Genomic DNA, 6,606 nt, shown 5'->3' on the forward strand with positions numbered 1-6,606 from the left:
TGGCGTGTCAGGGCACGGGAACGGGCCTCTCCGGGGACTTCGCGGCCGCGTCGTGTCCGGGCAGGCCGAGCGCCGCGGCGGCGCCGAGGGCGGCGACGGCGGCCAGGGCCAGGAACGTCGTGCCCGTCGCGGGGACGGAGCCCGCGGGCGCGCCGGCGGTCATCAGCAGGGTCGCGGCGGCTACACCGAGCGCGGGGCCCACGTTCATGGCGGTCTGCTGGAGCCCGCCGGCGACGCCCGCGTCGGCCACGGGTGCGCGGTGCACGACGGCGGCGGTCGCCGTGGTCATGACCGTGCCGAAGCCGGCGCCGAGCAGGGCGAAGCAGGCACCGGTCTCATGCGCCCCCGCCGTCTCGTCGAGCCGGGAGAGCAGGAGCACACCGACGGTGAGCAGTGCGGCTCCCGCGGCCGTCGTGCGGCGCGGCCCGAAGCGGCGCTGCAGCACGGCGGCGGCGGGCGCGCCGAGCACCATGAGCACGGCAAGCGGCAGCACCCACAGGCCGCAGGTCAGCGGGTCGAGCCCGCGGACGTCCTGCAGCAGGTACGTCGCCACGAACAGCGCGCCGAACAGCGCGGCCGACGAGGCCAGCAGGGTGGCGAGTCCCGCCAGGACGGGCCGGGACCGCAGGAGCGCGGGCGGGAGCAGCGGACGGGCGGCGCGCCGCTCGTGCCGCGCGAGGACCGCTGCGGCCGTGACGGCGGCGGCGAGGGCGAGGGCGGTCGTCGTGCTCAGGCCCGACTCGGGGACCGCGACGAGCACGTGGACCAGGCCGGCGAGCGTGACGGCGAGCAGCAGGGCCCCGGGCAGGTCGAGCGAAGGGAGACCGGAGGCCGCCCCGCGGGGCTGCGGCGGATCGTCGGGGGCGGCCGCCGCCTCCGTGGTCCGCGGGGTCGCGGTGACGGCTGCCAGGACGGCGACGGCGCGCGGGGTCGGGGTGACGGCTGCCAGGACGGCGACGGCCAGGGCGGGTACGGCCGTCAGGACGAAGACCGAGCGCCAGCCCCAGGCCGCGACCAGGGCGCCGCCCACGAGCGGGCCCGCGGCGGCCGCGAGGCCGATCGCGCTCATACGGAGGGCGATCGGCATGGCGAGGCGGTCGGGCGGGAAGGCCGCGCGGAGCATGCCCAGGGTGGCCGGCTGCAGGAGCGCCCCCGCCACCCCCTGGAGGACCCGCAGGGCGATCACCCAGCCGATCCCCGGGGCGAGGGCGATCGCGGCCGAGGTCGCCGCGAAGCCGAGCGTGCCGAGGACGAAGAGCCGGCGGTGGCCGTACGCGTCGCCCAGTCGGCCGGCGAAGACGAGGAGGCTCGCCACCGCGACGAGATACCCGGTGCTGGTCCACTGGACCTGGCCGAAGTCCGCGCCCAGATCGCGCTGGAGCGTGGGGAGGGCCATCGTCAGCACCGTGCCGTCGAGGGCCACGACGGCCGCGCCGAGGACGCTGCAGGCGAGGGTCGCCCGACGTCGCCGTATCACCGTGCACTCTCCGCCGGGCCGAGGTGCGCGTCGAGGACGGCCCGCAGGAGCGGCTCCACGTCGTCCGTGCGCAGGGCGAGCCGCAGGCTCCCCCAGGCCCGGAGCTGGGCGATGCCGTGCAGGTTCGACCAGAGCGCGGCCGCGACGACGGCCGGCTCGTCCGCGGCCTCCGGGCGGGCGCGGGCCACGAGCCGGCCGAGGAGCTCGAAGAGCGGCAGGCTCGACTCGCGCAGCCCGAGCCTGCCGCTCTCCAGCAGGTCGTGCCGGAACATCAGCTCGTACATCCCGCGCCGCCTCGACGCGAAGTCGAGGTGGACCCGGGCGAGGGTGTCGAGCTGGGCCCGCGCGCCGGCGCGCCCTTCCGCCTCCTCCCCCACCGCGGCCGCCACCCGGTCCGCGAGTTCCCCGAAGCCCTCGCGGGCGATGGCCGACAGCAGGTCGAGGTGGGTCGGGAAGTACCGGCGCGGCGCCCCGTGGGAGACCCCGGCGCGCCGGGCGATCTCCCGCAGGGACAGCGCCTGCGCGCCTTCCGCGTGCACCAGCTCGACCCCGGCGTCGACCAGCCGGTCGCGCACCCCGGCCTCGGGCCCGCTCACCGCTTCCTGTGTCTCCTCAGTCATGCGCCCTGTCTACCAGCATCCGTAGACACTGTCTACGAAGATCGACACGACCCTCCGCTACACTGTTCGACAGCGAAGGGGAGTAGCCCTGCGAACCGGTCGTCGACACACTGGAGCCCTCGGGTTCCCGGTGACCGGGTCCCTGCGAACAGCACGGACGGGCGAGACCTTCGGCCAGGCATTCGCCATGTCCGCGTTCCGTGGGCGTGGTCCGTCATGCCGGGCCGAGTGGTTCTTCCCGTCGCCCACCGTGGTGCCGTGCGGATCCCGGGCCCGGAACGAGCAGAGAGCCCCCGGTAGATGCACCTCGACTTCTTGGCGATCCTCACGGCCTTCGGCCTGATCTTCCTCGCCGAGCTGCCCGACAAGACGATGTTCGCGTCCCTCGCCATGGGCACGCGCATGCGTCCGCTGTACGTCTGGTTCGGCACCTCGACCGCGTTCGTCGTGCACGTGGCCATCGCCGTGGGCGCCGGCAGCCTCATCGGGCTGCTGCCCGACTGGACCGTCAAGCTCGTCTCGGCCCTGATGTTCGGCTTCGGCGCGTTCATGCTGCTGCGCGGCGGGGACGACGACGAGGCGGACGAGGCCGGCGGCGCGACCGTGACCGGCTTCTGGCCGGTCTACTCGACCGCGTTCATGGCCGTGTTCATCAGCGAGTGGGGTGACCTGACGCAGATCACCACGGCCAACCTCGCCGCCACCAACGGCACCTGGTCCACGGCGATCGGCTCCGCCGCCGCCCTGATGAGCGTCTCGGCCCTCGCCCTGGTCGCGGGCCGGTTCATCGCCAAGCGCGTCCCGCTGAAGACCGTCCAGCGCATCGGCGGCCTCTGCATGGCGGCCCTTGCCGTCTGGTCGCTCACGGAGATCTTCGTCGGCTGACCGCACATGCCCGCGTCGAAGCGCCCTCGGATCACTGGATCCGGGGGCGCTTCGCGTTGTCTCCGGCCCCTTGTTGAAGCAATGAATCACTGCTTCACTTCTTTCATGCCCTACCGACGCACCCCCGCGGTCCAGGCCCGGCTCGACGACCGGCGTGCCACCGTCGTGGACGCGGCGCTCGGGCTGCTCGCCGAGCACGGGTACGCGGGCTGCACGATGGCCGCCGTCGCCGCCCGCGCCGGGATCGCGACCGGCAGCGTCTACCACCACTTCCCGAGCAAGGCCGAGCTGGCCGTGGAGCTCTTCCGCACCGTCGTCTCGCGCGAGGTGGCCGCCGTGGCCGAGGCCGCCGGCCGCCCCGAGCACGCGGGGCCGGCCGAGCGGGTCGTCGCCGTCATCGAGACGTTCGCCCAACGCGCCCTGAAGTCCCCCCGGCTCGCCTACGCCCTGCTGGCCGAGCCGGTGGACCCTGCCGTGGACGCGGAACGGCTGGTCTTCCGGCGGGCGTTCCGCGATGTCTTCGCCGAGCGGATCGCCGAGGGCGTGCGGTCCGGCCGGCTTCCGCCGCAGGACGCCCTGCTCACCGCGTCCGCGCTGGTCGGGGCGGGCGCGGAGGCGCTCGTCGGTCCGCTCGCGGAGGGCACGGTGGGGCCCGAGACCGTACCCGCCCTGGTCACCTTCACCCTGAGAGCCCTGGGAGTTCCCGATGCCGCCCACGCATGAGGTCACCAACCAAGTCCCGCCGCTGACCGGTCACGACGTGTCGGCCGACCCGGCCCTGCTGGAGGCGCTGCGCCGCGAGGGCGCGGGCTGGGCCGAGGCCGAGGTGCGCGAACTGGGTGTACGGGCGGGCGGCGAGGAGGCCCAGGAGTGGGGGCGGCTCGCCGAGCGGCACTCCCCCGTGCTGCACACCCACGACCGGTACGGCCACCGCGTCGACGAGGTCGAGTTCCACCCGTACTGGCACGAGCTGATGACCGTCGCCGTGCGGCACGGGCTGCACGGGGCGCCCTGGCGCGACGGGCGCCCCGGCGCGCACGTCGCGCGGGCGGCGAAGGTGTTCGTGTGGGGCCAGGCCGATCCCGGGCACCTGTGTCCGATCTCGATGACGTACGCGGCGGTGCCCGCCCTGCGCGCCGAGCCGGGACTTGCGGAGGTGTACGAACCGCTGCTGTCCTCCCCCGTCTACGACTTCGGGCTGCGCGAGCCGACGTCGAAGGCCGGGATCATCGCCGGGATGTCGATGACCGAGAAGCAGGGCGGCTCGGACGTCCGCGCGAACACGACGCGGGCGGTGCCGACCGGTGAGGACGGCTTCTACGCACTCACCGGCCACAAGTGGTTCACGTCGGCGCCGATGTCGGACGTCTTCCTCACGCTTGCCCAGGCGCCGGGGGGACTGTCCTGCTTCCTCGTGCCCCGGGTGCTGCCCGACGGCACGCGCAACGCGATCCGGCTGCAGCGGCTGAAGGACAAGCTCGGCAACCGCTCCAACGCCTCGTCGGAGATCGAGTACGAGGGCGCGCTCGGCCGCCTCGTCGGCGAGGAGGGCCGGGGGGTCGCGACCATCATCCGGATGGTCAACATGACCCGGCTGGACTGTGCGGTCAGTTCGGCGTCCGGGATGCGTCAGGGGCTCGTCCAGGCGGTGCACCACGCGACGCACCGCAGCGCGTTCGGGGCGCGGCTGATCGACCAGCCCCTCATGACCAACGTCCTCGCCGACCTGGCGGTGGAGGCGGAGGCGGCGACGGTCGCGGGGCTGCGGCTCGCCGGCGCGGTGGACCGGGCGGCGGCCGGTGACGCGGACGAGGAGCTGCTGCGCCGGATCGGGCTCGCGGTCACCAAGTACTGGGTGTGCAAGCGCGCTCCCGCGCACGCGGCCGAGGCGCTGGAGTGCTTGGGCGGCAACGGCTACGTCGAGGACTCGGGCCTGCCCCGGCTGTACCGCGAGTCGCCGTTGCCCTCGATCTGGGAGGGCTCGGGCAATGTGGCCGCGCTCGACGTGCTGCGCGCGATGGGGCGGCAGCCGCAGGCGGTGGAGGCCTTCTTCGCGGAGGTCGACCGCGCCTCGGGTGCCGACCACCGTCTCGACGCGGCCACCGCCCGGCTCCGGAAGGACCTCGCCGACCTCGGCGACGACCCGGCGGCCGTGCAGTACCGCGCGCGGCGCCTCGTCGAGCGCATGGCCCTGGTCCTGCAGGGCTCGCTGCTCGTCCGGCACGGCCACCCGGCGGTGGCCGACGCCTTCTGCGCCTCGCGCCTGGACAGCGACTGGGGCATCGCGTTCGGCACGCTGCCTCCCGGCCTGGACACGGCGTCGATCATCGACCGCGCCGCGCCGCGGACGGCCTGAGGACGGGGGTGACGCGGGGGGGGCGGCCTGAGGACAGCGGTGACGCGGCGGGGGCGGCGACCCGGCCGTGGCTTCCCGAGCCGCGGCCGGCTCCCCGGAGTTCACCGCTCTGTGCCGCACCCCCGCGCTACCGCGAGACCGTCGGGGTCGGGTGCCCGGTGAGGTCCCGGTCGGCGACGGTCAGCGTGCACTGCCCGTCCTGACAGGAGCGCCGCAGCCTGCCCCGCGACACGGTCTGCAGCAGGCCGATGGTCCAGCACATCGGGCAGCCGCGCAGGGCCAGTACGCCGACGGGCAGGAGCAGCAGGCTGATCGGGCCGGTGACCGGGAGCAGCGCGAGCGCGCCGATCAGGCCGCCGAAGCCGATCACGCCCCGGACCAGGTGCCTGAGCAGGGAGGAACTGGCGAAGTCAGGGCCGTCGGCATGCGTGTTCGGCATGGGTGTCTCCAGGCTCGGGGGCGGGTGTGGCACGGAGGGACCGCTGCACCGCGGTGCGGGCGCGGTGGAGTCGCGACTTCATCGCGGCGGTGCTGAGACCCAGGGCGTCGGCGACCATGCGTCCGCTGTAGCCCTGGATGTCCCGCATGATCAGCACCTGGCGCTGCTCGGTGGGGAGCGCGGCGACGGCGGCCGCCACCCTGCCCTCCTCCAGGCGCTGGAGCACCACCTCCTCGGCCGAGCGGACGGGTGCGTCCGCATCGGCGTCGGGCAGCGGCGCGTGGCTCCGCATCGTCCGCGCACGCCGCAGGCACTCGTTGCGGACGATCCGGAACATCCACGACGCCAGCGCACCGGACGCCCGTAGCATCCCGATCTTGCGGTACAGGATGATCAGGGCTTCCTGCGCCGCGTCCTCGGCGTCCTCGGGCGTGGCGCAGAGCGAACGGGCGAACCGCCGCACGTTCGGGTGCGAACCCGACACCAGCGCGGTGATCGCGTCGACGTCGCCGCGCTGGGCGGCGACGATCAACCGCTCACCGGGCCAGGTGGAGTCAGCCACGGGCTTGCCTCCACTTGCGCACGGCGACGTAGCCGCAGGTGCAGAGGAGCACGGCTCCGACGGCGATGGCGATACCCACGATCATGAAGACCTCCTCGTCATGTGCCGACGATCGTCGGCACATGTATAGGAGGCTCGGTCCCCCGGAAAGGATTCGGCCTCCGCCCGAAGAACTCGACGCGGCGCTTCGCCCGCCGGACGGGCAGAGCGCGGGCGCCGCCGCGTTCGGGCGGCGTCGGCGACGCGGCCCCCGCCCACACCGTCCCC

At 74.5% G+C, this 6,606-nt stretch carries 7 protein-coding genes; 3 read left to right on the plus strand and 4 right to left on the minus strand.

Annotated features, from left to right (window positions below; genetic code table 11):
• Nucleotides 1-7 precede the first annotated feature (7 nt).
• Both AB0E14_RS07725 and AB0E14_RS07730 read right to left on the minus strand, forming a co-directional pair.
• A complete protein-coding gene (locus tag AB0E14_RS07725; protein WP_362413564.1) occupies nucleotides 8-1,477 on the minus strand; it encodes an MFS transporter in 1,470 nt (489 codons plus the stop codon).
• Nucleotides 1,474-2,097 (minus strand): TetR/AcrR family transcriptional regulator, encoded by a 624-nt coding sequence (locus tag AB0E14_RS07730; RefSeq protein WP_362413566.1) that lies wholly within the window; start codon nucleotides 2,095-2,097, stop codon nucleotides 1,474-1,476. The genes AB0E14_RS07725 and AB0E14_RS07730 overlap by 4 nt, the downstream gene beginning before the upstream one ends.
• Before the next feature lie 300 nt (nucleotides 2,098-2,397).
• Between AB0E14_RS07730 and AB0E14_RS07735 the strand changes: the two genes are divergently transcribed.
• The 3 genes from AB0E14_RS07735 to AB0E14_RS07745 all read left to right on the plus strand — a co-directional run bounded on the left by AB0E14_RS07735 (nucleotide 2,398) and on the right by AB0E14_RS07745 (nucleotide 5,338).
• A complete protein-coding gene (locus AB0E14_RS07735; protein ID WP_362413569.1) occupies nucleotides 2,398-2,982 on the plus strand; it encodes a TMEM165/GDT1 family protein in 585 nt (194 codons plus the stop codon).
• A gap of 105 nt (nucleotides 2,983-3,087) precedes the next feature.
• Nucleotides 3,088-3,705, plus strand: a complete 618-nt coding sequence (locus AB0E14_RS07740) for a TetR/AcrR family transcriptional regulator (protein ID WP_362413571.1) — start codon at nucleotides 3,088-3,090, stop codon at nucleotides 3,703-3,705.
• Nucleotides 3,689-5,338, plus strand: coding sequence for an acyl-CoA dehydrogenase family protein (locus AB0E14_RS07745; RefSeq protein ID WP_362413573.1), 1,650 nt, complete (start codon nucleotides 3,689-3,691; stop codon nucleotides 5,336-5,338). The genes AB0E14_RS07740 and AB0E14_RS07745 overlap by 17 nt, the downstream gene beginning before the upstream one ends.
• A gap of 127 nt (nucleotides 5,339-5,465) precedes the next feature.
• Here the strand turns inward: AB0E14_RS07745 and AB0E14_RS07750 are convergent, their stop codons facing one another.
• Both AB0E14_RS07750 and AB0E14_RS07755 read right to left on the minus strand, forming a co-directional pair.
• Nucleotides 5,466-5,777: a hypothetical protein gene (locus AB0E14_RS07750; RefSeq protein ID WP_362413575.1), complete on the minus strand. Its 312-nt coding sequence runs from the start codon at nucleotides 5,775-5,777 to the stop codon at nucleotides 5,466-5,468.
• Nucleotides 5,749-6,339, minus strand: a complete 591-nt coding sequence (locus AB0E14_RS07755) for a sigma-70 family RNA polymerase sigma factor (protein WP_362413577.1) — start codon at nucleotides 6,337-6,339, stop codon at nucleotides 5,749-5,751. Before AB0E14_RS07755 ends, AB0E14_RS07750 begins: the two co-directional genes overlap by 29 nt.
• Between the last annotated feature and the right edge of the window lie 267 nt (nucleotides 6,340-6,606).

The organism is Streptomyces sp. NPDC047981 (genome assembly GCF_040653315.1).
Lineage (GTDB): Bacteria > Actinomycetota > Actinomycetes > Streptomycetales > Streptomycetaceae > Streptomyces.

Bases quoted from the DNA above. Each gene is read 5' to 3' on its own strand.
- AB0E14_RS07730 (WP_362413566.1), bottom strand. From the start codon at position 2,097: ATGACTGAGGAGACACAGGAAGCGGTGAGCGGGCCCGAGGCCGGGGTG.
- AB0E14_RS07740 (WP_362413571.1), top strand. From the start codon at position 3,088: ATGCCCTACCGACGCACCCCCGCGGTCCAGGCCCGGCTCGACGACCGG.
- AB0E14_RS07750 (WP_362413575.1), bottom strand. From the start codon at position 5,777: ATGCCGAACACGCATGCCGACGGCCCTGACTTCGCCAGTTCCTCCCTG.
- AB0E14_RS07735 (WP_362413569.1), top strand. From the start codon at position 2,398: ATGCACCTCGACTTCTTGGCGATCCTCACGGCCTTCGGCCTGATCTTC.
- AB0E14_RS07745 (WP_362413573.1), top strand. From the start codon at position 3,689: ATGCCGCCCACGCATGAGGTCACCAACCAAGTCCCGCCGCTGACCGGT.